This window comes from Nostoc sp. C052, from assembly GCF_013393905.1.
Classification (GTDB): domain Bacteria; phylum Cyanobacteriota; class Cyanobacteriia; order Cyanobacteriales; family Nostocaceae; genus Nostoc.
Genome location: NZ_CP040279.1, coordinates 26527 through 49016, shown reverse-complemented (window position 1 = coordinate 49016; position 22490 = coordinate 26527). Strand labels below are relative to the sequence as shown.

The 22490-nt window shown below is 42.1% G+C and carries 26 protein-coding genes; 11 read left to right on the top strand and 15 right to left on the bottom strand.

Annotation, left to right across the window (positions count from 1 at the left end):
• Positions 1-932 precede the first annotated feature (932 nt).
• Complete coding sequence (locus FD723_RS41390; protein WP_179070967.1) at positions 933-1106, bottom strand: hypothetical protein; 174 nt, start codon at positions 1104-1106, stop codon at positions 933-935.
• A 462-nt stretch (positions 1107-1568) separates the two neighbouring features.
• Positions 1569-1757: a hypothetical protein gene (locus tag FD723_RS41385; protein WP_179070966.1), complete on the bottom strand. Its 189-nt coding sequence runs from the start codon at positions 1755-1757 to the stop codon at positions 1569-1571.
• A gap of 866 nt (positions 1758-2623) precedes the next feature.
• Between FD723_RS41385 and FD723_RS41380 the strand changes: the two genes are divergently transcribed.
• The 3 genes from FD723_RS41380 to FD723_RS41370 all read left to right on the top strand — a co-directional run bounded on the left by FD723_RS41380 (position 2624) and on the right by FD723_RS41370 (position 6146).
• Complete coding sequence (locus tag FD723_RS41380) at positions 2624-2791, top strand: hypothetical protein (protein ID WP_179070965.1); 168 nt, start codon at positions 2624-2626, stop codon at positions 2789-2791.
• 2876 nt (positions 2792-5667) lie between these two features.
• Positions 5668-5820 carry a hypothetical protein gene (locus tag FD723_RS41375; protein WP_179070964.1) on the top strand — a complete coding sequence of 51 codons (153 nt, stop codon included), beginning with the start codon at positions 5668-5670 and terminating at the stop codon, positions 5818-5820.
• Positions 5821-5987: 167 nt separating this feature from the next.
• Entirely contained in the window at positions 5988-6146 is a 159-nt protein-coding gene (locus FD723_RS41370; protein ID WP_179070963.1) for a hypothetical protein, read from the top strand.
• Between the two features lie 1119 nt (positions 6147-7265).
• Here the strand turns inward: FD723_RS41370 and FD723_RS41365 are convergent.
• From FD723_RS41365 to FD723_RS41355, 3 genes are all read right to left on the bottom strand, one after another.
• A complete protein-coding gene (locus tag FD723_RS41365) occupies positions 7266-7697 on the bottom strand; it encodes an Hsp20/alpha crystallin family protein (RefSeq protein ID WP_179070962.1) in 432 nt (143 codons plus the stop codon).
• A gap of 628 nt (positions 7698-8325) precedes the next feature.
• A complete protein-coding gene (locus tag FD723_RS41360; RefSeq protein WP_179070961.1) occupies positions 8326-8523 on the bottom strand; it encodes a hypothetical protein in 198 nt (65 codons plus the stop codon).
• A 137-nt stretch (positions 8524-8660) separates the two neighbouring features.
• On the bottom strand, positions 8661-8912 hold the full coding sequence (locus FD723_RS41355) for a hypothetical protein (RefSeq protein ID WP_179070960.1): 252 nt from the start codon (positions 8910-8912) through the stop codon (positions 8661-8663).
• A gap of 98 nt (positions 8913-9010) precedes the next feature.
• On the opposite strand from FD723_RS41355, the gene FD723_RS43790 reads away from it, so the two are divergent.
• Positions 9011-9136, top strand: coding sequence for a hypothetical protein (locus FD723_RS43790; protein WP_256875453.1), 126 nt, complete (start codon positions 9011-9013; stop codon positions 9134-9136).
• Positions 9137-9474: 338 nt separating this feature from the next.
• Here the strand turns inward: FD723_RS43790 and FD723_RS43785 are convergent, their stop codons facing one another.
• The 3 genes from FD723_RS43785 to FD723_RS41340 all read right to left on the bottom strand — a co-directional run bounded on the left by FD723_RS43785 (position 9475) and on the right by FD723_RS41340 (position 11097).
• Positions 9475-9759, bottom strand: coding sequence for a hypothetical protein (locus FD723_RS43785; protein ID WP_179070959.1), 285 nt, complete (start codon positions 9757-9759; stop codon positions 9475-9477).
• Positions 9760-10451: 692 nt separating this feature from the next.
• The gene (locus FD723_RS41345; protein ID WP_179070958.1) at positions 10452-10595 is read right to left on the bottom strand and encodes a hypothetical protein; all 144 of its coding nucleotides are present in this window, start codon (positions 10593-10595) and stop codon (positions 10452-10454) included.
• Between the two features lie 358 nt (positions 10596-10953).
• Positions 10954-11097 (bottom strand): hypothetical protein, encoded by a 144-nt coding sequence (locus tag FD723_RS41340; RefSeq protein ID WP_179070957.1) that lies wholly within the window; start codon positions 11095-11097, stop codon positions 10954-10956.
• Between the two features lie 389 nt (positions 11098-11486).
• Here FD723_RS41340 and FD723_RS41335 point away from each other — a divergent pair, with 389 nt between their 5' ends.
• Positions 11487-11624, top strand: a complete 138-nt coding sequence (locus FD723_RS41335) for a hypothetical protein (protein WP_179070956.1) — start codon at positions 11487-11489, stop codon at positions 11622-11624.
• A gap of 1118 nt (positions 11625-12742) precedes the next feature.
• On the opposite strand, the gene FD723_RS41330 is transcribed toward FD723_RS41335, so the two are convergent.
• Positions 12743-12931, bottom strand: a complete 189-nt coding sequence (locus FD723_RS41330) for a hypothetical protein (RefSeq protein ID WP_179070955.1) — start codon at positions 12929-12931, stop codon at positions 12743-12745.
• Between the two features lie 529 nt (positions 12932-13460).
• On the opposite strand from FD723_RS41330, the gene FD723_RS41325 reads away from it, so the two are divergent.
• Positions 13461-13649, top strand: a complete 189-nt coding sequence (locus tag FD723_RS41325; RefSeq protein ID WP_179070954.1) for a hypothetical protein — start codon at positions 13461-13463, stop codon at positions 13647-13649.
• Between the two features lie 836 nt (positions 13650-14485).
• On the opposite strand, the gene FD723_RS41320 is transcribed toward FD723_RS41325, so the two are convergent.
• Entirely contained in the window at positions 14486-14845 is a 360-nt protein-coding gene (locus FD723_RS41320; RefSeq protein WP_179070953.1) for a hypothetical protein, read from the bottom strand.
• Positions 14846-15516: 671 nt separating this feature from the next.
• Entirely contained in the window at positions 15517-15705 is a 189-nt protein-coding gene (locus FD723_RS41315; RefSeq protein ID WP_179070952.1) for a hypothetical protein, read from the bottom strand.
• A gap of 1729 nt (positions 15706-17434) precedes the next feature.
• Between FD723_RS41315 and FD723_RS41310 the strand changes: the two genes are divergently transcribed.
• Positions 17435-17599 (top strand): hypothetical protein, encoded by a 165-nt coding sequence (locus FD723_RS41310; RefSeq protein WP_179070951.1) that lies wholly within the window; start codon positions 17435-17437, stop codon positions 17597-17599.
• 501 nt (positions 17600-18100) lie between these two features.
• Here the strand turns inward: FD723_RS41310 and FD723_RS41305 are convergent.
• Positions 18101-18439 carry a hypothetical protein gene (locus FD723_RS41305; protein ID WP_179070950.1) on the bottom strand — a complete coding sequence of 113 codons (339 nt, stop codon included), beginning with the start codon at positions 18437-18439 and terminating at the stop codon, positions 18101-18103.
• Between the two features lie 41 nt (positions 18440-18480).
• Between FD723_RS41305 and FD723_RS41300 the strand changes: the two genes are divergently transcribed.
• The 4 genes from FD723_RS41300 to FD723_RS41285 all read left to right on the top strand — a co-directional run bounded on the left by FD723_RS41300 (position 18481) and on the right by FD723_RS41285 (position 20987).
• Positions 18481-19287, top strand: a complete 807-nt coding sequence (locus FD723_RS41300; protein WP_179070949.1) for a class I SAM-dependent methyltransferase — start codon at positions 18481-18483, stop codon at positions 19285-19287.
• A 34-nt stretch (positions 19288-19321) separates the two neighbouring features.
• On the top strand, positions 19322-19969 hold the full coding sequence (locus tag FD723_RS41295; RefSeq protein WP_306297062.1) for a GIY-YIG nuclease family protein: 648 nt from the start codon (positions 19322-19324) through the stop codon (positions 19967-19969).
• A gap of 20 nt (positions 19970-19989) precedes the next feature.
• Complete coding sequence (locus FD723_RS41290) at positions 19990-20193, top strand: hypothetical protein (protein WP_179070948.1); 204 nt, start codon at positions 19990-19992, stop codon at positions 20191-20193.
• Positions 20194-20534: 341 nt separating this feature from the next.
• On the top strand, positions 20535-20987 hold the full coding sequence (locus FD723_RS41285; RefSeq protein ID WP_179070947.1) for an Hsp20/alpha crystallin family protein: 453 nt from the start codon (positions 20535-20537) through the stop codon (positions 20985-20987).
• 171 nt (positions 20988-21158) lie between these two features.
• On the opposite strand, the gene FD723_RS41280 is transcribed toward FD723_RS41285, so the two are convergent.
• The 3 genes from FD723_RS41280 to FD723_RS41270 all read right to left on the bottom strand — a co-directional run bounded on the left by FD723_RS41280 (position 21159) and on the right by FD723_RS41270 (position 22470).
• Entirely contained in the window at positions 21159-21659 is a 501-nt protein-coding gene (locus FD723_RS41280; protein ID WP_256875452.1) for a hypothetical protein, read from the bottom strand.
• Between the two features lie 40 nt (positions 21660-21699).
• Entirely contained in the window at positions 21700-21864 is a 165-nt protein-coding gene (locus FD723_RS41275) for a hypothetical protein (protein ID WP_179070946.1), read from the bottom strand.
• A gap of 96 nt (positions 21865-21960) precedes the next feature.
• Positions 21961-22470, bottom strand: a complete 510-nt coding sequence (locus FD723_RS41270; protein ID WP_179070945.1) for a hypothetical protein — start codon at positions 22468-22470, stop codon at positions 21961-21963.
• Between the last annotated feature and the right edge of the window lie 20 nt (positions 22471-22490).

The window sequence follows — 22490 nt, the reverse complement described above, 5'->3', positions numbered from 1 at the left end:
GCAAATAGTTGAGCTTTGAGCTATTCAACATCATCAATAGCCGCTAACACATCATTTAGTGCTTGAACTGCGATCTTCAACATCAAATCGTGACCCAGACGAAAAACTATTCATATGTTAATTTTCTGATAGTTAACACGTAAACTCAGGCATACTTGTGGGAATGCTGGTAACGACGCTTGTTGTTCTTGTATTCATGAGATAATTTTCTGTAGTTCATCGGCGAACATTCCTGCTATTCACAGGCGACGCTACTGTCGAGACAACATTATATCGTTCTGTCTCAAACAACTCAGCATTAGCAACCGATTCCAAGTAATTGTGTGCTTAACATCACCAAACATCACAATCAAAACACAAGCTATGCTAACGGTGACGAGTGTTGCTCTGATTTTCATGATTCAATGCCGAAACCAACGAAAGTCATGGCGTTAGCCTGTATAACCAGTAACAAAGTCGAGAAATGCTATGATGACGCTCACGCGATTGCTTTTTCCCCGGTTCAGTGACGACTGCCTTCAGCCCCTAACGGGTCAGGTTTCATCTGGGGCCAGCAACACTGTCAGCAAATCTAATCGCCAAATATCCTTGCTGTTGATAATTGATACTCTCTATTCCGTAATTATTGCATCAGTGTGAGCTACTAGCATCCTGCTGCAATTTCTTCGATACCTATCAGGGAGTCGGCGTGCGCAACCGAAACTGACCAAATATTGCTATTGCGAATAGAAGCATTTGCTGGCTTTGTTCTGTTAACTCAGGTATCTGCATTTAATTTCAACAGTGCAACCACAGTTAATTCTACGAAGCTATGGTGATAATACAAATCTAATTCGGAAACGCGCTTTACAGTGTCATCGGGGCATGGCAAAGCCAGTCTCTGTTTCCGTGGTCATATAAGCAAGCATCATAGATGCTACTGTACTGTTGGTCTATTCTTCCGTGTTGCCATGATTGCATCCCTTTGAATTTTGGGTTTGCTGGGGCCTTGCTGATAGCGTATCATCGGGAATTTTGCGATACTGACTGCCGATCGCTACGTCGGAGTTAACCGATAATCCACACTTCTCCCAAAACCCGTAGCTGATGGGGCGACAAGCACTCATGTGTTATCTATCAGTTACGCAGTCATTGCTGCCACCGCATCGTCTTTCTCACACCTTGTTTCTGAAAACTATCCCTGATGTTATTGCCACAAATAAAAACGACAGACAGAGACTCGCAAAGATACACGAGGTCAACAGCAGTTGATAGTACACCAGGAAGAAGTGGGTATCACCACACATCTTCTTGTTGAGAGCGAACCAGATTTACCGTAGTTTCTGTAAGCTGGTCCTTAAAGAGGGTTGAGTCTGTTGTATTTTGCCTGAGACGCGTTGACGTGGGAATTAAAATTAGGTCAGCAGGCTTGCCCAAAGCCTGTTACGGATACGGGTAGTGCGTGGTCTAAATCGTATACCCGATACCATAAGAAATGTGCTTGTAACCACGGGCAAACAGTTTCGTTCCTTCATCAATCAAGGCCATCACCATGGTGCCAGTTCTGAATTAGTTCGCAGCCAACTGGTTCATCTGTTAGCAGCCGATTGTGTTCCTCGATGTACTTTAGTGTGATTTTGTTGCATCAAATAGTTATTCACCATGAATACAGTGCTTTCACCACAATGCACATCTCCCCAGTCTGCCAGAGATCGGCTTGATAAGCACTCTGTTCGCTGTTGAGTGCCTGATAGCAATTGAAGTGCTTGTTTCCGCATATTTGAGGTTTATTTTTACTCAATAAATTCCCGCATATTTAACAGGCATTTCACTGCTTTGTTGCGCGAGGGCGTCAGATTGACGCACGCTTGGCAGCGTTATTGCGGACTCTTCAACCATGCCATCGCTAGCTTGAGGCCTGCCAACACCACCCATTCACGGCGTAGTTTTCTTTGTCGACGAAACGACATAATACGCATTGACGTTCAGTGTTGCTGTTGCCCCGTAAGATAGTTCACTGGGTTTGACAAATGCCAGTAGTGTTATCTGCGTTGCAATCGGGGAATAGCATGCTCGCTTGCTCTGCAAATGGGAAGCTGAGGACAACATCATATCGAAGAAGGTACTAGCTTGTGTCAAAGCAACTGTGCCGATTGGTTTTGCGCCTCGAGACATAACAGGAGTTAAAAACATTAAATGTTCAGTCTCGCCATTTCTACGCGACATCAGCTTCCCATTTCTTGAATTTGTGTTGTTCGGTTTCTTCAGAGGCTGTTACGGCCGCTTCGCCAGCTCAGAGATGATGTCGCAGTCGCCTGCTGCGTGTGAGTACGTGCCATGCGTGATATCTCTCCCGCGCCGTGACCAAAGATTTAGCTTTACGTTAAGAAATTTTCTCCAAAAGCTCCGTATTTAATGTTGTCGATGCTTCAATAAACCGATTTTAAAGACAGTCCGTCATTGAGATGATACCAGGCAACGTTCTTAGTCACGAACTCATCGCCGTCCGTGGCCACCTGCTGCATGCTTCGATATAGGCTTGTTTTTAATATTCATTAGTGACGGTTTCGGTTTGAGATGAAATGGGCTTGACCATTGATTACGCCATACCCTATTAGGCAAATCCGGGGGAGTATTATTCTCGATGATGAACTTGTCACCGTGGACACACCACACCACACCACAGAGCGTACACAGAGGCGCGTATCACATTGCAGTCGCCTTGCCGAACTACAAAGACACTGCGCCGCACTGGCGGCAGCAAACCAATAACCGTAGAATTGAAGATGAGCAAGTTGGACTGTGTGGATGAAATAAATGTTGTTCAATTCACACCACCGTGATTGCAAATACTGATTAACGTCAGAACATTGTTGATACACATCAAAATTATTCTCCTGTCGATTTATTGAGCATGCAAAATACCGGGCATTTCGACGCTTGCGCCACATCAACGACGACACAATTATTGTTGCCGAGAATCATAGTACACACGCTGGGATCGATGCGACTATGTCGTTGTGAAGCATATTCAAGACAGATTTCATGTATATCGTGAAGCAGTTGGCGTCGCATGAAAAATCTAGAGGTTGGTTTAATGAAGGTCCCGCAGCTCATGGTGACGGTTACGAAAGTTAGCGAGTAGGCCGTAAGAAGAAGGATGCAAGATTTTTTCGTTACCGAATTATTGTTCATCACTTCAGAAGCAACCCCAAAGGATTCAAGGTATACAGTCTGGCAGCGTCGTAAACGCCTGCTTAACAACGATTTGCCGACGCAATCACCCAGATGCTGAATGGGCACGAGTCAGATTTATGCCGCCCGGCGGCAGCAGCTGTTTCAGAAAACGTAGATGATGCATTCTGGCATATGACACTGATGACTTTATTGCTGGAGATAGTTGCCGCAGATTGTGTTGCGATAATGCTCAGATATACGATGTTAAAGAGAAGTCCGCAGTGCCGTAATTTGCAGGTATCCTGTTTCATTTATTTATTGATTTGATAATGGAGGCCGTTCCGAACCAGATGGTTAACAGTTTAACAGGAATAGAGTTTGGCAAAGCGCGTTGGTCAAGATTTTTATCGTTCACTTTGGCTAGATTGATATCGATCTGTAAACGTGAGCAGTATCGCGTAGCGAAGTGTAGTAGCGGCGTTAATACGGTACTAAGAAGGCTCATTGGAGCACGGACTACGTAATCAACCCAGCAACGAAAACCAGTTTGGATTGAGCTGCGGGAGAACATCATGATGACAGACAGCTCAATGCCAAATATGAATTACCAAGACAAGATTAATTCAGTTAAATTGACAGAATAAAACTGACAGCCTTAGCCGAAACAGTCTAATCTCAATACATGAGGATTGATAATTTAGTCAATTGCTGTGAATTGGGATGCAAAACCAGTGTTAATTGGAATCTTCTGTTCTTCGTAATGCCACTGTTCTTCATGAAAGCAACATAATAATGAAGTATTGATGGCGCAGAGGTTGGGGCAATTGTCGATTTGCTGTTCGGATCACTAGTTTGAGCGGCTGAAAGACTGGCACTAGTCGGATGTACTTGCGCTCTTTCCATACCATGCAAAGACAAAGTGCTGAGTGCCACTTCATCTGATATCGACACCAGGATGCCAGCCCCGAAGAAATAGCAAAATCATAGAGATACGGCAACGCCTACAGGGTCGGCACAGACACGCGAGCTCTGCTGCGAAATGTTGGCAGCACGCGCTGCAATTACAAAACTATGTACAATAGCTCCGGCACATTCTGACTGGTCCTGATTAAAACTATCATACCGGTATGAGGCAGGTGAATATACCCACAGCTGATTTGTTTACGTCGCAATACCTATTACTGTCGGCTGCCCGACGGGAACACCAGCCCGGGGTGGTTAATTGAAGATAGAAAGTGGGCAACTCCTCAAAAGAAATCAATATAAAATCTGCGGTGCGGTGGATTATTGCTGACAGAAATAAAGAATGTTGTCTAAGCTGAGTGCGGTCAAAGAAGAAAACATAGGCTGGATTTATGTAGCCGTCAGGTGTGTTACATCTCCTTGCACCGGCAAATGTAACCCGAGTGAAGCACTGTGCCGCAACCGAGTTTGATGTCGTGACCAATAATCCTACCACTGACACTAGCTCATGACTGTTATATGAAAATTTTGTTGTAAGGTATCAAGAAAGAATATTACCGCTGAGGTAATCAAGCGAAAATAAAAGACGAGGCGGCATCATCGTACGTCTGAAGAACTACCCGACGGGGAAAGCTGAAAGACGAAGAAGCAAAAATGAGTTGGCCCGACATAATAGCAACTTTCAATAAATATTCATACGACTGATGAACACATTGTAGTCTGAAACCAGGAGTAGAATTTTTACTATGACAGTGTATATGTGCTGAAATAGATGTAATTGAACGTACTTCAACTGATTAAAAATTTTCTCTACTGAAAGCTATACAGGAGCGCTAGCTGGTGCTGTAGAATCTGTTGCCTTTGATCAATAGCGCCGTCATCTTGAAAAATTGAAATCCTGGAGTTAGTTATTTGTTATCACCTGAAGGTAGGGAGAAAACAGCAGTGAATGATACCGTCAAAGCTTGATCGCTGCACTTACCAATACGGCTGGTATGCTGATGTTGATGGTCACATGGGATGTGGAGTCTGAAATTGAGCAGTTATCACAAAATATGTCAGCGAACATGAACCTATTGATTGTTGTTATGTCTCATACCTTTAAACATATTACGGTAACAATATCGTTTTTCTTTGACTGGCGTATATTTGTATCACGAAGATGTATGGACGATTGAAGAAAAACAAAGACTATATAAAAGATAAAATAATTATTCAGCCATGCTTACCAAACTATGCTTTTCTAGAACATGTTTTAAAAGAATTGCGAAATAATACGTGTATTTTATGGGAACAAATAATAGTGGGGGTTTTCAAAACTCTTTACTGAAGCTTGGGAAAGGGTGAAACAGCTGACGGGGCCATCAGATGACGATCTACCCAAGATTTGGTCGCATTGAGTTAAATTTTATTTCGAATAAAAATCAATATTAATGGTTAATTGAAGCAATAAGCAATCAATAAAAGGTAAATCATGAATAAGAAGAAGCGGTTGAGCGCAAGAAAACGAAAGAGCAATAGTTATTCGCTAAACGACATTGTTAAGCGATGAAGATGCTACACCAGAATAATGCACCAGAACGTTGGCGAACAGAAAACGGTGATTATCGCTCAACTAAACCTATGCAAAGCCTTGGTATTATGGCGTTTGACGACAAGCGATCCGTAGCATTGAAAAGAAATATTGGCTTTGTTCGGTGAAGAATATTGAGCGCAGATGCAATAAGAATACTATGGATGTCGTTGTTATACCAAAGAAGATAAGTTTGTGTTGGTTATACATATTTAGCTAGGAATATGCTTTTTTGCCAACAAGATTTACATTGAAGCGCTGGAAGATTGAAAAAATTTTGATAATAACAATACCGATGGCAGTTCAGTCAAGGAGGCTATTCAAAATTGAAGTTATGCCAGAGTTTTCTGAATCCATGTCGTCGCTACCTAATCAGCAGCGATGGAATGAAGCTAATCGTGACGCACTTTACCAAGCTCTCAAAAATTATAATCAGAAGCGTCTATATCAATAGTCATTTCGTTCAAAAGCCGAACTGTTGGAATGGCTGGACGAGGAACGCGAAACTGATGACAATGGTGAACCTACTGATGCAAAGATTTCTAAATCGGAAGTTAGAAAAACTAAAGAATTTAGAACAACAGGGATTTTCAGACAATGAAAGCAGAAGAATTAAAGAAATTAATTATTAGTATTGTTCAAGAAAAGCCTAGATTTTTTGACCAGTTTGTACTAAAGATATCAAAGCTCTGCTACTAGAATATTATAATATTTCTGTAACTGAGAAAATGATTATTAAAGTGATGATGCAAGTAGTAGAAGAGGGGGTATCAAATTTGGCGGGGATGGTTACGAGCGTGGGGATGGTAGCACTCAACATGGGCTGATGAACACGCAGTAGCTGGGTCAAAACTGACAGGAGTTCATAAGTATTGGTGGTTTAATATTTAGTTAACCTTTAATTAAATGAATCTAAATAAAGAATTTAATAATGAATAATCTAGATCGTCTCTTGACGATATTAAAAGAACAAGCAGACTTGATTGATCAACTTAACACACGTTCTAACTTCAATAAAGTATAACAAAGGCTGTTTTGGATTATGGTAAACCTTTTGTAATCAGGTCAAATCACTATTTAAAGGTGAACGTAGCTTGCTTTGAAAACTGCTTAAAAGGATTGTTGAGGTATCCAAATCAAATCTACTGTGAGGATTTGATTATTAGTGAGATATTGATATAGCTGTATCCCATGCTTGGTTGCCATAATGATGGAGAATTACTGATCCAACTTGATAGGTGAGCGGTTTAAAGGTAGTGCTTATTTTGGAGTAGTCTTCACCGATGATTTTGTAAGGGGAAATAGCCCAAAGACTAAATGTTATGGAATCCTAGATAACGATTTCATGAATGAACACCAGCTATTACGAGAAGGATTTCACTCACGCACTACTTACCGAGGCGATAGACGCTCAATGATTAGTGCGGCGTACTCGCCGTTAGCATCGCCTCTACACCATTCTTAGAGGAAAATCAACAGCGTAGGCATAGCCCGTCGTAGACATCGCATAAAAAGAGTTGGTCATCCCGCAACCAAGCTTTAGCTATTCAATCAATCATTGGAGGTTTTCAGACTATGCAGCAGGCTGTTCTAAATTACCTGACAACTTTGTTCTTTTCTGTTCAGTTTTTGGCAGTGTCAAAATACCGTCTTTATAATCTGCGGTGACATTAGTATTTTGAACCTTAGCAGATAGAGAATTACACGTTGGAACCCACATAGTAGAATTCACTTCTGTAGTGCCATTGTTTTCGGTTTTAGTTTGACTTGCGCTCGTATCGTGAACAGCATTTTGGGTGACTTGAATATCTAAGTCTTTAGCTTCCAGTCCCGGCAGTTCTAGCTTCAAATGCAGAGCATCATCAGTTTCTTGTAGTTTCAGCCGCAGGAACTTTGATAAAATCTCTGTCAAACCGCGCAGATGGTACTCTGGTGTCTCCAAGCAAGCCATTAACGTGACGTTTAAAGCGTTCAATTCTGCCAGGCTGTAACGAACCAGTGCCATAACTTTTCTCGAAAATTCAGCTATTGTTTAATCGTTTTTTTGCACTTGGTTTGTGCTTATGTATTTATAATAAGTATGGTTAAAACCGTAAATTCGGTTTTCATCACCTAATAAAAGGATGATACGCACGCGTCAAAGGCATGAAAAAGATTACGGGTTACTCTATTTTGAGGTTCGGTAAACCCGAATAATAACTATTAATGTCATTAATAATCAACTAATAAATCTCCTATTGAACGGGGATAGTAGTCAGGCGCGTTATATTTCAAAAAACAATCACACTCGTTCTACTGCTTTCGCCGTCGCACTATTCAATAAGCATTTTCGATTTAGTCATCGGGAAACTGCCAAGATGAAATACTTTCTACATCTTGCTACCGCATTGAATACAAGTAACATCAAATGCTGAATTCATCCACCATACCGCAGCACGACATGACAGAAAATATTATTAGGTTGGCATCTTATACCCCGATGCCATTGCTGTAGTTGGTCAAGATTTTGAAAAGGTAATTATCAGACATTTTAATCACCACGAAACCCTACTTAAACGCGCCTCATTTTTCTTGTTGAATGGGGACTTAAATTTTTGAATCATTGCCTGTTCTAAAGTTTGCCGTGTGCGTCGTTACCGGAGCATCCCACCAAAACCAATATAATCGCCGTCTCTATCTGATAGCGATAATGTCTCGGTAACTGCTGATGTAATCTTTACAGCCATGAGTTCACGCCAGCGTTTGTTACACGACAGGTTTCGCCAACATAGCAATTCAGCAGCAGAATCAATCACAAAATACAAAAGCTGCTTGCCCAAAACATCTGGCATCCGGTAAAGCCATTGGTTGTAAATGCAGCGTAAACGGGTCTATCGTCTTCAAATGCACTGGAGCTAGGTCACATGTCGCCGCCGCACTGGCTTGGTTTCACTCACGTTGCTGATAGTCCAAATCCGCGCTTTTCACTTTAGCAGGGCATCATCATCATCACCTCTGCTCTACGTGCTGGTGGGGTTTCACTTCTGGAAATAGTTTGCTGATTGCTCTTCCGTATTACGGGGAGTTTGCCAACCAGTAGATTATCCCCATTAACGGGTTTAGAGCGATGCCTATGGCGGGCGGGTATGCCATCGCATTTTGAAACCGGAAACGGAACAATAAACTTATTTTTGCGCCAAATGCGTGACGCGAGGGATGCAAAATATTGTTGTTTCGTCACAATGCCCTTATTTGGGCATCGTCTGGTCAATCTCTTCTGTGTTGTCAGTCCAGCCACGAAAGCATCAACTGCTCAAATAATGATAACACTAGCGCTTGGTGTTAGAGCGCATACAATGGGTTGCACCAAAGAAACGGATGGTGCAACCAACTCAACATCCTCGAAAACTCGGTATAGCGTGGTTCCAAGACGAAAATGCGATCGCGAATGTCGCTGATAGCTAAGAAAAGTTCAAAACAACGCTCATAGGGGATGGCGGATCACAAAAGCACAGAAAGCTTCTTCGCACACCATTAATTCACCAGAGCGATCGCATTTGTCGAGTGCATCAGCAGGACGATAAGTGCATTAGCAAAAGCGGCAGTAAACAGTCAAAAGATTTTTAGGTAATCCTATCGTAGGCATTGCCAAGGGTAAATTTATATTGCTTAAACCCTGAGCCTGTGAATTCTGCTGTGCCTTTTCTGCTGCAAAGACTCATATCTACACCAAAAATGGAGCCGCCAGAACCAACCTGTTGTCAGCCAGTTAGAAACATTAGCCTCCGCACCAATGTCAGCTACTAACATTCTCGCTCGTTCATCTTGCCGGAATAAGAATTCTGTATAGGCTTGTGGATGATGCTGAGATTGAAAGCGATGTGCCTAACCTCTGTGGCAAGTGTATAACGATCATCTTGCACCATTTTTATCCCCATACACATACAACCTTCAGACTTCGGTAATGTATAGCTTTTCCGACCGTTTAGATAGCCAGCAATTACAGTCAGCACACAGCGTAACCGCTCACTAGAGGCGGAGTTGCAGTTACGGCAAGCCATCAACCAGTTAGAAAAGTCAATAATCAATTAGAAACAACCAACCAACATTACAACAGGAGAAAAGCAGTAAAGGATGAGGTGATTAGCCATAATGCTAAGCTCGGTATGGAGAACAAGAAAGACCTCAGTCCCCTGCCAGCTATGCCAACAAGGGCAAGGACACAGATAAAATTCTGTTGCTGATAACTGAAGAATTTCTAAGTGGTGAAGGCTTTAAGTCAGGAGAATTAAAGTAATTTTTTCCTTACAAACTAATTACATAATCACCACTAAGTTTATGTAATTAGTGGATTTTAAATTACTAAATTGTATAGCAAATTATAATTACTTGGACTGGTCTACGACTAGTCTACAACTGTTCTAAGACTGCTCTACGACTATTTAGGAATCGCTTCAGCAATTACTAATTTTTCTACGACTGGTCTACAACCTGTTCTGGGATCGCTCTACGACTGCTTTAGGAATCGCTATTTTTTTGTCCGCAACAATTCTTCGATTAGAGAATAAAATAAACGTACTCACTGCTTATTTTGTAACCTCAGCCATTTTTGGATGGTTTGAAGCGAAAAATGAAAATTTGGGATAAAAAAATTATTTTAGCAGTGTTAGGTGGATGGTTGACGCGATGCAATCAGCTAAAATTGACTACAAAAGAACTATCAAAAACGACAAAGCAGATCAGTTCACAGATGGAATGACAACGCCCATTTCACCAATCCCTAATCTCCAATGTCTAATAGCCACCAGGGAGAGAGCGTAGCATGACTACGGGCGATCTTCTTCAACACCAATGCCCAATGCAAAAACTGCTTTAGGCGATTTTGGTAAGGGCAGGGAGTGCGATCGCTTCGGAAATTAAGCATAGGTCGAAGAAGGTGGTTCGGCTAGCAAGAACCGCAGGCATCGTCGCGCCATTCATTGTCTAAGGCATTCTTCTAACTACTGCCGGGAGCAAAATCAAGAGCGGTGGCTTTTAGGTCTCGAAGGGGTTCGGTTATGCGATCCGCTGTTGTCATGCCAAACTTGCGTTTCTTTTGTAGCCGGGGACTTAGACCCGCCGAAGTTTGTTAAAGAAACAAAATCCACAAAAAAATTTTCCCCTATTTTTGACCTTTTTTGCAGAAACAACCGATAATTACCTCAAGAAGAACCGCTCAAACCGTGATTATTGATATATTTATCAAGAAATATTACAGTTTTGGCACTAGTTAATTGATTTGACTAAATTCGTGCATTTGAGAATATCTCTACAAAATCTCCAAATTCCCAATCCTCACCAACTACATTCAACATCTCCCAATATCTAGACAACATCTCCCAAATCTCCAATTTTTTTTTACCTTTTACACCTTTTAAATCATCCATTCACAAAATTCTCATTAGCTCAAAAATTCCCAAATCCAAACAGTTTCCAATACTTATAATAAGTCTCCCATTTGCTCCCCACAATTGGTAAATTATCGGAAATTCGCTTAAAAGCTTTTAAGCTCTGTAATCCATCTTTTGATGACGCACAGTACGCCTTATTTGGCGGAAAGTTTGTTGAGGTAAAAATCAAGAATCAGCCAAAAATGAGTCCGATAAAACTGCAAAGAACTACAAAAGTGACTGAGGTTTTACAACGCTTGTGTCCAATCAGCAGAGGCAGGGGAAAGAGTTGATAGACAATTAGTCCTTTTCCTCCTGTTTTCTTCTACCTCTACGTCAACGCAAAACTTCTTAACCGAAGGTCTTGGGAGTGTCGAGAGGGGACTGTGGCTACCAATTCAATTGGGAGGCAAGGTAAACACAGAGCGATCTCACCCGATCACAAAACTCAAAAACGACAAGTAGATCAGCTTCACAGATGGAATTACAACGCCCGTCATCAATCTTTTATCTTCAATGTCTAATAGGCCGCCAGGAGTAGAGCGAGCTTGCTCACGCCTCTTCCTCACACCAACACTAATGCCTAATGCCTAATGCCTAATGCCTAATGCCCAATGCCTGATGCCTAGCCTTCAGATGCAGTCGAGCTAGAGGCGAGAGAGTCAGTAGTGGGGGAATAGGAACAAGGAGAAGCGATCCGCCTGCAGTTACGCTCGTAGCCGCTAGAATTGAGATTGGGGATTTGGGCTTTGGTAGTTATAGTCTGGTAGTCATGATGGATTTGGTAGTCATGATGATTAATATCTATTTATATAGAGAGCGTGACTACGGTATCAGATTTTGATATAAAATGCGGTTCTTCAGTGGTGACTACCAAAAATGTAGAAAACCCAGCATTGCCAAGCCAGTACAGAAATGAAGGATCGCCCGTAGTCAGGTCAAGAATTGAGATTGGAGATTTGGGGTTTTGGTAGTCATGGTTTGGTAGTTACGATGAATTTGGTAGTCATAATGGTTAATATCTATTTTATAGAGGGCGTGACTACGGTATCAGAACTTGATACAAAATACCGCTCTTCTCAGTGGTAACTATCAAAAGCTGTATAAAATCCAGCATTAGCAAAACAGTACAACATTGAGATGGTGGCGCGGCTATGCCAGTGAAAAGACGCGGCAACGTAGTTGAAGTCTTGGGCATTGACTAGGGTGAAGCGCTTGCTCCCTTAGCGATCGCTTACGGTGGGATACTGTTGGCGAAAGTGTACAAACGCAGGGGACAAAAGTGTTACAACTCAAAGCCGCAACTACAGATTGAAGGTTTGAGCTACGTAATACTTAATAAGACAATAATGTATTACATTCGCCAACAGTATCCGGTGGCGGGTGCTGGGAGTTAGCCAGAAGAAAATAATAAAGCATACTACTGGAGCGATTGCCACAAAACAGGAGACGCGGCAACGCAGTTGCCAGTCCAGTTCACCACACCACAGATGCAATAACCGCGCTGACGATTCTGTGCGATGGCGTACCGTTTTTCTTGCCAACGCTAACCATAAGGTAAAGTAGTTAATATAGCTAAAGTAATAAATAAAAGTGATAAAAGTGCAATGCCGGAAGTTTAGCTTGTCGCCTTCTGCGATCGCTAATCATAGATTTGTTCCAGCCAGTTACCGTTACTAAAAACCCAATGAATGAATTTTGGGTGGCTGGACGCGATGATTTTCTCTAAGAATTTTGAGGAGCGTAGTTGCCGCATCTTGAGACGTTGCGCGTAGCTTGCACGAAGTGGTATGGCACTTTTCCAAGTTTTGCTGGCTGTCAAATCAGTCACAACCTGTTATCGCTTTCAAAACTTGTTATTACAAATGTCTAACCACAGATGCGGTATGGAGGCGTAGCTTGCTTCTACTGCGCGGCTACTGTTATGCCCTAAATTTTAAATAGGCATAACCACTATAACCGCCATGACAGATCGCATCGACCAAACATAGAGAAGCTTCAACATTAAAGGAAACAGGCAGCATCGGTCAATGAACCAATGTCTGAATTGGGTCTGATTCATCAGTATGAGGTACGCAAAAATATAAAGATGGTGAAATCTACCGGTATGTATACGCAAAATGGCAAGCACGAGCCAATTTTCAAGAGAAACCCGCTGGGATTGTCAAGCGCGGCAAGAACCCAGACTATACCTGTCACCACACATAGGCAGGGTCAGCGACAGGCTAGAACGACCAGAGGTCGCGTCGCGATCGCATATCAAGAGTATCGCAGCGGCCAGACGCGCTTGATAAAGCATCCTGATGAGAAAACGCGCTCATAGGAGTTATGCCAGAAGAAAAAATAAAACAATTAAAGCGATGAGTAACGGCTCGGTAGGCGATCGCCACCGGGGCGGGTACATCACAGGGAGATTCACACGCTGCCAAGCGCCGCCAACATCACCACAGCGATCGCGGAGACGCGGCAACGCCGCCGCGGTCAGGCAACGCAGTTGCCAGTCACACCAACGTCACCACAGCGAAGGCGAGAGACGCGATAAACAATAACCTGTTACTACGTAAATCTGTTATAGATTATTGTCCATAACCTGTTAATAAATTTGATCAAGCTAAATAACAGATAGCATATACATACGTTATGAGTTTATGCACTATTCTAACCACTAGTCATAACCCTGCTATGTAAGCATTATGGGTACAGACATTTAACATGTTATGCAGAGATGAACAGGTTATGATTAACCAGTTAACGCATATATCAACTTGTTAACAAAGACATGATACCTTCTTTCTACCTGTTACGTCTGTTAATTTAAATTAACAGACGTAACAGGTTAGAGAAGGTATCATGTCTTTGTTAACAAGTTGATATATGCGTTAACTGGTTAATCATAACCTGTTCATCTCTGCATAACGTGTTAAGATTGTCTGTACCCATAATGCTTACATAGCAAGGGTTATGACTAGTGGTTAGAATAGTGCATAAACTCATAACAGTATGTATATGCTATCCTGTTATTTAGCTTGATCAAATTTATTAACAGGTTATGGACAATAATCTATAACAGATTTACGTAGTAACAGGTTATTGATTTATCGCGTCTCTCGCCTTCGCTGTGGTGACGTTGGTGGTCTTGACTGGCAACTGCGTTGCCTGACCGACGGCGGCGTTGCCGCGTCTCCTGCGATCGCTGTGGTGATGTTGGCGGCGTAACATTAGCAGCGTGGTGACATCTCCCTGTGATGGCGTACCCGCCCTTTCCGGTGGCGATCGCCTACCGAGCCGTTACATCATCGCTTTAATAGTTATGTTTTATTATTTTCTTCTGGCATAACTCCTATGAGCGCGTTTTCTATCTCATCAAGTGCTTTATCAAGCGCGTCTAACCGCTTGCGATTTTCCCACTCTTGATATGCGATCGCGACGCGACCTCTGAATCAGTTCCTAGCCCTGTGCTACTGCTGACCCTGCCTATGTGTTGGTGACAGGTATAGTCTGGGTTCTTGCCGCGCTTGACAATCCCTTTTAGCCTAGCTTTTGGGTTTCTCTTGAAAATTGGCTCATTAGCTTGCCATTTTGCGTATACATACCAGTAGATTTCACCATCTTTTTTATATTTTTTGCGTACCTCATACTGATGAATCCAGACCCCAGATTCAGACATTGGTTCATTGACCAGATGCTGCCTGATTTCCTTTAATTGTTGAAGCTTCTCTATGATTTGGTCGATGCGGTCTGTCATGGCAGTTATAGTGGTTATGCCTATTTAAAATTTTAGGGCATAACTTCTGTAGCCGCGCTAGTAGAGGCAAGCTACGCCTCCATACCGCATCTATTGGTTAGACATTTGTAATAACAAGTTTTGAAAGCGATAACAGGTTGTGACTATTCTTTGACAGCCAGCAAAATTTCTTAGAGAAAGCGATGCCGTACCACTTCGTGAAAGCAAGCTACGCGCAACGTCTCCAAGAGTTGGCAGCAAGCTACGCTCCTCAAAATTCTTAGAGAAAATCATCGCGTCCAGCCCTTACCCAAAATTCATTCATTGGGTTTTTAGTAGCAATTTGAGTAACTGGCTGGAACAAATCTATGATTAGCGATCGCAAGAGAGCGACAAGCTAAACTTCCAGCATTGCACTTTTTATCACTTTTATTTATTACTTTAGCTATATTAACTACTTTACCTTATGGTTAGCGTTGGCAAGACAGAGAGCGGTTACGCCATCGCACAGAATCGTCAGCGCGGTTATTGACATCTGTGGTGTGGTGGACTGGACTGGCAACTGCGTTGCCGCGTCTCCTGTTTTACAATGGCAATCGCTCCAGTAGTTATGCTTTATTATTTTCTTCTGGCTAGCTCCCAGCTTACCCGCCACCGGATACTGTTGGCGAATGTAATACATTATTGTCTTATTAAGTATTACGTAAGCTCAAACCTTCAATCTGTAGTTGCGGCTTTGAGTTGTAACACTTTTGTCCCTGCGTTTGTAACACTTTCGCCAACAGTATCCCACCGTAGGCGATCGCTAAGGGAGCAAGCGCTTCACCCCTAGTCCAATGCCCAAGACTTACAACTACGTTGCCGCGTCTTTTCACTGGCATAGCCGCGCCACCATCTCAATGTTGTACTGTTTTGCTAATGCTGGATTTTATACAGCTTTTGATAGTTACCACTGAGAAGAGCGGTATTTTGTATCAAGTTCTGATACCGTAGTCACGCCCTCTATATAAATAGATATTAACCATTATGACTACCAAATTCATCGTAACTACCAAACCATGACTACCAAAACCCCAAATCTCCAATCTCAATTCTTGACCTGACTACGGGCGATCGCTTCATTTCTGTACTGGCTTGGCAATGCTGGGTTTTATACATTTTTTGGTAGTCACCACTGAGAAGAACCGCATTTTGTATCAAAATCTGATACCGTAGTCACGCTCTCTATATAAATAGATATTAATCATCATGACTACCAAATCCATCATGACTACCAGACTATAACTACCAAAGCCCAAATCCCCAATCTCAATTCTTGCTTGGCTACGGGCGTAGCTTGCAAAGGCGGATCGCTTCTCCCTTGTTCCTATTCCCCCACTACTGACTCTCTCGCCTCTAGCTCGACTGCATTCTGGATTAGGCTAGGCATCAGGCATTGGGCATTAGGCATTAGGCATTAGGCATTAGGCATTGGGTGTTGGGTGTTGGGGAAGAGGCGATGCCAAAGGCCGCAAGCTACGCTCTACTCCCCTGGCGCCCTATTAGACATTGAAGATTAAAGATTGATGAAACGGGCGTTGTAATTCCATCTGTGAAAGCTGATCTACTTTTGTCGTTTTTGAGTTTTGTGATCGGGTGAGGCGATCGCTCTGTGTTACCTTGCCTCCCAATTGAGATTGGTAGCCACAGTCCGCTTACACCTCTCGACACTCCCAAGACCTTCGGTTAAGGAAGTTTTGCGTTGAGGGCAGTAGAGGTAGAAGAGAAACAGGAGGAAAAGAACTAATTGTCTATCAACTCTTTCCTCCCCTGCCTCTGCTTTGATTGGACACAAGCGTTGTAAAACCTCAGTCACTTTTGTAGTTCTTTTGCAGTTTTATCGGACTCATTTTTGGCTGATTCTTGATTTTTACCTCAACAAACTTTCCGCCAAATAAGGCGTACTGTGCGTCATCAAAAGATGGATTACAGAGCTTAAAAGCTTTTAAGCGAATTTCCCGATAATTTACCAATTATTGGGAGCAAATGGGAGACTTATTATAAGTATTGGAAACTGTTTGGATTTATTGGGAATTTTTGAGCTAATGAGAATTTTGTGAATGGATGATTTAAAAGGTGTAAAAAGGTAAGAAAAAATTGGAGATTTGGGAGATGTTGTCTAGATATTGGGAGATGTTGAATGTAGTTGGTGAGGATTGGGAATTTGGAGATTTTGTAGAGATATTCTCTCAAATGCACGAATTTAGTCAAATCAATTAACTAGTGCCAAAACTGTAATATTTCTTGATAAATATATCAATAATCACGGTTTGAGCGGTTCTTCTTGAGAGTAATTATCAGTTGTTTCTGCAAAAAAAGGGTCAAAAATAGGGGAAAATTTTTTTTGTGGATTTTGTTTCTTTAACAAACTTCGGCGGGTCTAAGTCCCCGGCTACAAAAGAAGCCGCAAGTTTGGCATGACAACAGCGCGATCGCATAACCGAACCCCTTCAGACCTTAAAGCCACCGCTCTTGATTTTGCTCCCGGCAGTAGTTAGAAGAATGCCTTAGACAATGAATGGCCGCGACGATGCCTGCGGTTCTTGCTAGCCGAACCACCTTCTTCGACCTATGCTTAATTTCCGAAGCGATCGCACTCCCTACCCCTTACCAAAATCGCCTAAAGCAGTTTTGCATTGGGCATTGGGTGTTGGGGAAGAGGCGATCGCCCGTAGTCATGCTACGCTCTACTCCCCTGGTGGCCCTATTAGACATTGGAGATTAGGGATTGGGTGAAATGGGCGTTGTCATTCCATCTGTGAAACTTGATCTGCTTTTGTCGTTTTTGAGTAGTTCTTTTGTAGTCAATTTTAGCTGATTGCAATCGCGTCAACCATCCCACCTAACACTGCTAAAATAATTTTTTATCCCAAATTTTCATTTTTTCGCTTCAAAAGCCATCCAAAAATGGCTGAAATTGAAGTTACCCAAAATAAGCCTAGTGGGTACGTTTATTTTATTCTCTAATCGAAGAATTGTTGCAGACAAAAAATAGCGATTCCCTAAAGCAGTCGTAGAGCAGTCCCAGAACAGTTGTAGACCAGTCGTAGAGAAATTAGTAATTGCTGAAAGCGATTCCCTAAAGTAGTCGTAGAGCAGTCTTAGAACAGTTGTAGACTAGTCGTAGACCAGTCCAAGAGTAATTGTAATTTGCTATACAATTTAGTAATTTAAAATCCACTAATTACATAAACTTAGTGGTGATTATGTAATTAGTTTGTAAGGGAAAAAATTACTTTAATTTCTCCCTGACTTAAAGCCTTCACCACTTAGAAATTCTTCAGTTATCAGCAACAGAATTTTATCTGTGTCCTTGCCCTTGTTGGCATAGCTGGCAGGGTTACTGGGGTCTTTCTTGTTCTCCATACCGAACTTAGCATTATGGCTAATCACCTCATCCTTTACTGCTTTCTCCTGTTGTAATTGTTGGTTAGTTGTTTCTAATTGGTTATTGACTTGCTCTAACTGGTTATTGGCTTGCCGTAACTGCTTAACTTCCGCCTCTAGTTGAGCAGTTACGCGCTGTGCTGACTGTAATTGCTTGGCTGTATCTAAACGGTCAGAGGAGCTATACAATTACCGAAGTCTGAAGGTTGTATGTAGTATGGGGGATAAAAATGGTGCAAGATGATCGTTATACACTTGCCACAGGGGAGTTAGGCGCACATCGGCTTTCAATCCTCAACATCATCCACAAGCCCTATACAGAATTCTTATTCCGGCAAGTTGGACTTGAGCGAGGAATGTTAGTAGCTGACATTGGTTGCGGAACTGGTAATGTTTCTAACTGGCTGGCCCAACAGGTTGGTTCTGGCGGCTCCGTTTTTGGTGTAGATATGAGTGCTGCACAGCTAGAAAAGGCACAGCAGAATTCACAGGCTCAGGGTTTAAGCAATATAAAATTTACCCTTGGCAATGCCTACGATATAGGATTACCTAAAGAATCTTTTGACTTGGTTTACTGCCGCTTTTTGCTAATGCACTTAACTCGTCCTGCTGATGCACTCGACCAAATGCGATCGCTTCTTAAGCCTGGTGGATTAATGGTGTGCGAGGAAGCAGACTTTAGCTGTGCCTTTTGTGATCCGCCATCCCCAGCTTATGAGCGTTGTTTTGAACTTTTCTTAGCTATCAGCGACATTCGCGGTCAGCATTTTCGTCTTGGAACCACGCTATACCGAGTTTTTCAGGATGTTGGGTTGGTTGCACCATCCGTTTCTTTGGTGCAACCCGTTGTAGTGCGCTCTAACACCAAGCGCCTAGTTGATTTATCATTATTTGAGGCAGTTGATGCTTTCATTGAAGCTGGACTGACAACACAAGAAGAGATTGACCAGACGATTGCCCAAATAAGGGCATTGGCTGCTGACGAAACAACAATATTTTGCATCCCTCGCGTCACGCAGGTTTGGGCGCAAAAATAAGTTTATTGTTCCGTTTCCGGTTTCAAAAAATGCGATGGCGTACCCGCCCGCCGTAGGCATCGCACTCCTAAACCCGTTAATGGGGGATAATCTACTGGTTGGCAAACTCCCCGTAATACCCTTGGAAGAACCCAATCAGCTAAACCTATTTCCAGAAGTGAAACCCACACCAGCACGTAGAGCAGAGGTACTGGTGATGAGTGCTGATGCCCTGCTAAAGTGGAAAGCGCAGATTTTGGACTATCAGCAACGGGTGAGGGAAACCAAGCCAGTGCAGCAGGCGACATTATTTGACCTAGCTCCAGTGCATTGTGACCCAGAGACGATAGACCCGTTTACGCTGCATTTACAACCAATGGCTTTTTACCGGATGCCAGATGATTTTGGGCAAGCAGCTTTGTATTTTGTGATTGATTCTGCTGCTGAATTGCTACTTTATGTTGGCGAAACCTGTCGTAGTAACAAACGCTGGCGTGGGACTCATGGCTGTAAAGATTACATCAGCAGTTACCGAGACTTACATTATCGCTATCAGATAGAGACGGCGGTTAATATTGGTTTTTGGTGGGATGCTCCGGTAGAGCGACGCACACGGCAAACTTTAGAACAGGCAATGATTCAAAAATTTAAGTCCCCATTCAACAAGGAAAATTGGGAGCGGTGGGGGCAGCCGTTTAAGTAGGGTGTTTCGTGGTGATTAAAATGTCTGATAATTTACCTTTTCAAAATCTTGACCAACTACAGCAATGGCATCAGGGTATAAAAGATGCCAACCGTAATAATATTTTCTGTCATTGTCGTGCTTGCGGTTATGAGTGGATGGATTCAGCATTTGATGTTACTTGTATTCAATGCAGTAGCAAAGATGTAGAAAGTATTTCATCTTGGCAGTTTCCCGATGACTAAATCGAAATGCTTATTGAATAGTGCGACGGCGAAGCGAGTAGAGCGAGTGTGATTGTTGTTTTGGAAATATAAGCAACGCCTGACTGCACTATCCCGTTCAATAGGAGATTTATTAGTTGATTATTAATGACATTAATAGTTATTATTCGGGTTTACCGAACCTCAAAATTAGAGTAACCCGTAATCTTTTTTCATGCCTTTGACGGTGCGGTAATCATCCTTTTATTAGGTGATGAAAACCGAATTTACACGAGTTTTAACCATACTTATTATAAATACATAAGCACAAACCCAAGTGCAAAAACGATTAAACAATAGCTGAATTTTTCCGAGAAAGAGTTATGGCACTAGTTCGTTACAACCCCTGGCAAGAATTGAACGCTTTAGAACGTCACATTAATGGCTTACTTGGAGACACCAGAGTACCATCTGCACGGTTTGACAGAGATTTTATCAAAGTTCCTGCGGCTGAACTACAAGAAACTGATGATGCTCTGCATTTGAAGCTAGAACTGCCAGGACTGGAAGCTAAAGACTTAGATATTCAAGTCACCCAAAATGCTGTTCACATTAGCGGTGAGCGCAAGTCCCAAACTAAAACCGAAAACAATGGCACTACAAGAAGTGAATTCTACTATGGTAAGTTCCAACGTGTAATTCCTCTATCTGCTAAGGTTCAAAATACTAATGTCACCGCAGATTATAAAGACGGTATTTTGAATTTGACACTGCCAAAAACTGAACAAGAAAAGAACAAAGTTGTCAAGGTTAATTTAGAACAACCTGCTGCATAGTCTGAAACTTCTCTACCTCCAATGATTGATTGAGATAGCTAAGAGCTTGGTTCTGAGATGACCAAGCTCTTTTGTATGCGATGTCTACGACGGGCTATGCCTACGCTGTTGATTTTCCTCTAAGAATGGTGTAGAGGCGATGCCTAACGGCGGGCTGCGCCTACGCACTAATCATTGAGCGTCTATCGCCTCAGTAAGTAGTGCGTGAGGTGGAAATCCTTCTCGTAATAGCTGGTGTTCATTCATGAAATCGTTATCTAGGATTCCATAGCATTTAGTCTTTTGGGCTATTTCCCTTACAAAATCATCGGTGAAGACTACTCCAAAATAAGCACTACCTTTAAACCGCTCACCTATCCAAGTTGGATCAATTAATTCTCCATCATTATTGGCCAACCAAGCATGGGATACAGCTATATCAATATCCTCACTAATAGCAAATCCCTCACAGTAGTTTAGGTTTGGATACCTCAACAATCCTTTTAAGCAGTTTTCAAAGCAAGCTTTACGTTCACCTTTAAATAGTGATTTGACCTGAGTTACAAAAGGTTTACCATAATCCAAAACTAGCCTTTGTGTACTTTTGTATTGAAAGTTAGAACGTGTGTTAAGTTGATCAATCAAGTCTGCTTGTTCTTTTAATATCGTCAAAAGACGGTCTAGATTATTCATTATTAAATTCTTTATTTAAGATTCATTTAATTAAAGTTAACTAAATATTAAACCACCAATACTTATGAACTCCTGTCAGTTTTGACCCAGCTACTGCGTGTTCATCAGCCCATGTTAGTGTACTACCATCCCCACACTCGTAACCATCCCCACCAAATTTACTTACCCCCTCTTCTACTACTTGCATCATCACTTTAATAATCATTTTCTCAGTTACAGAAATATTATAATATTCTAGTAGCAGAGCTTTGATATCTTTAGTACAAACTGGTCAAAAAATCTAGGCTTTTCTTGAACAATACTAATAATTAATTTCTTTAATTCTTCTGCTTTCATTGTCTGAAAATCCCTGTTGTTCTAAATTCTTTAGTTTTTCTAACTTCCGATTTAGAAGTGCTGCATCAGTTTCAGGTTCACCATTGTCATCAGTTTCGCGTTCCTCGTCCAGCCATTCCAACAGTTCGGCTTTTGGACGAAATGACATTATAGGACGCTTCTGATTATAATTTTTTTGAGCTTGGTAAAGTGCGTCACGATTAGCTTCATTCCATCGCTGCTGATTAGACTTAGCAGACGACTTGGATTCAGAAAACTCTGGCATAACTTCAATTTTGAGATAGCCTCCTTGACTTTTGAACTGCCATCGGTTGTTGTAATTATCAAAATGTTTTTTTGCACCCCGTTCAGTCTTCCAGCGCTTGCACCAATGTAAATCTGTATTGGTAAAAGCATATTCAGTATCACAGCTAAATGTGTATAGCCAACCTAAAGGCTTATCTTCTTTGGTATAACAACGGTATCCGTAGTACATTCTTATTGCATCTGCGCTCA